Raw genomic sequence first — 1,882 nt, forward strand, 5'->3', positions numbered from 1 at the left:
ACTAAAATGACAACAATCCGAACAAAACCTCGTTTGTCGATAGAGTATTGTCCGAAATGCAACTGGCTGATGCGCTCGGCTTGGATGGCTCAGGAATTACTTACTACCTTTGCGGAGGACTTAGGCGAAGTGGCGCTCATTCCTTCCGAAATTGCAGGGCGATTTACTATTATGGTCGAAGATGAAATTCTTTTTGACCGAAAAAGAGAAGGGCGTTTTCCCGAAATTAAAGAATTAAAGCAATTGGTGCGAGATAAAGTTTGTCCAGAAAAAAGCCTTGGGCATTCGGATAAAAATAAAAGCTAAAGTAAATAATGGTTCTGTCAGAAGAACCTTAGCAATTGCGGATTTGGGATTGCTGATTTCAGGAGTGTTTGAAATACAGTTTTTGATAATTCTGAAATCCAACATCCGAAACCCGCAATCCAATAATTCATCACTTATAAAGAAACTATTATGAAAAAACTTATTTTGGGCTTTTGTGCACTTGGTCTCTTAGTAGCTTGTTCAGCCAAAAAAGCTGAAAATGCTGAAAAAGAAGAGGTTAAAGGTGAAAGTATTCCCTATAACTTAAATAAACCTGTACAAAAGTATCTATTACCTAGAGCGCTCGACGAGATTTCGGGTTTGTCTTTTTACAAGAAAAACCAATTGGCTTGTGTCAACGACGAAGAAGGAACACTTTTTATTTATGATTTTGTCAAAAAAGAAATTGTCAAAAAAGTCGATTTTGGCAAGGCTGGAGACTATGAAGGAGTAGAAGTGGTAGGCGACGAAATATTTATCCTGAAAAGCAATGGTAAAATCCATAGTTTCAAAATAGAAGAGCCATTTGAAAGAGACCTCGATTGTTCGCACAAAGACGTCAAAGAATATGAAGGTTTGAGCTATGACCCCAAGAAGAACTATTTGTTATTGGCTGCCAAGCAGAGAAGCAAAGACAAAGACGATGTAAAGATGATTTATGCCTATAATCTCAACAATCAGTCTTTGTTCAAATACATTGGTATCCCCGAATCTCAAGTAAAAACAGATAAAGGTGGCAAAGAATTTCGTCCATCAGGTATAGCCATTCATCCTTTAAATGGCGATACCTATATCATCGCATCACAAGGCAAAAAACTGCTGGTGTTGGCAGAGGATGGTCACAAAAAAGCTATCATAGATTTAGACCCAAGCTTATACACACAACCCGAAGGAATATGCTTCACGCCTCAGGGTGAATTATTTATTTCGTCGGAAGGAAATGGAAAGTCGGGTTATATCTTACAATTTTCTCCGAAAAGCGTGAAATAGGTGTTGTTCAGGGAAAAAATCAAAAACTCAGAGAGATTTTAAAGAACTTTCGACCTAAATTTCGTTAATATCATAAATGAAATAGTATAGCGTACTTTCAATCAAAACCATTTTACAAAATGAAAAAATTACTTTTCTTGTCTTTACTAACTCTTATTGCTTTTGTAGGTAAAGCACAACATGGCGCAGGTGACAAAGCTAAAAGACCATCACCTCCAGCAACTGCCACAGCTACCGTAAACGGCGCTACTATCAAAATCGACTATAGCCAACCATCGGTAAAAGGTCGTAACGTATGGGCTGGTGACTTGGCTCCTTATGGCAAAGTATGGCGTACTGGTGCAAACGAAGCTACAGTTTTTGAAGTATCAAAGGACGTAACAGTTGAAGGAAAAGCATTGAAAGCAGGGAAATACGCATTGTTCTCTATCCCTGGCGAAAAAGAATGGGTAATTATTTTCAACAAAAAATCAAACCAATGGGGTGCCTACGACTACAAAGAGTCAGATGATGCTTTACGTGTAAAAGTACCAGCAAAAGCAGGTGCTATGACAGAGAAATTCACAATTACTGCTGAAAACTCAGG

Annotated in this window: 3 protein-coding genes; all 3 read left to right on the forward strand. The window is 38.2% G+C overall.

The genetic code is table 11. The features are described 5' to 3' along the window. Window positions 1-6 precede the first annotated feature (6 nt). Window positions 7-306: a SelT/SelW/SelH family protein gene (locus ACOVQ4_RS13275; RefSeq protein WP_421821118.1), complete on the forward strand. Its 300-nt coding sequence runs from the start codon at window positions 7-9 to the stop codon at window positions 304-306. A 150-nt stretch (window positions 307-456) separates the two neighbouring features. Then, window positions 457-1,296, forward strand: coding sequence for an SdiA-regulated domain-containing protein (locus tag ACOVQ4_RS13280; protein ID WP_421821116.1), 840 nt, complete (start codon window positions 457-459; stop codon window positions 1,294-1,296). A 119-nt stretch (window positions 1,297-1,415) separates the two neighbouring features. Further along, on the forward strand, window positions 1,416-1,882 hold a 467-nt coding region (locus ACOVQ4_RS13285; RefSeq protein ID WP_421821117.1), incomplete at its 3' end, for a DUF2911 domain-containing protein.

Source organism: Flectobacillus sp. (genome assembly GCF_049240685.1).
Taxonomy (GTDB): Bacteria; Bacteroidota; Bacteroidia; order Cytophagales; family Spirosomataceae; genus Flectobacillus.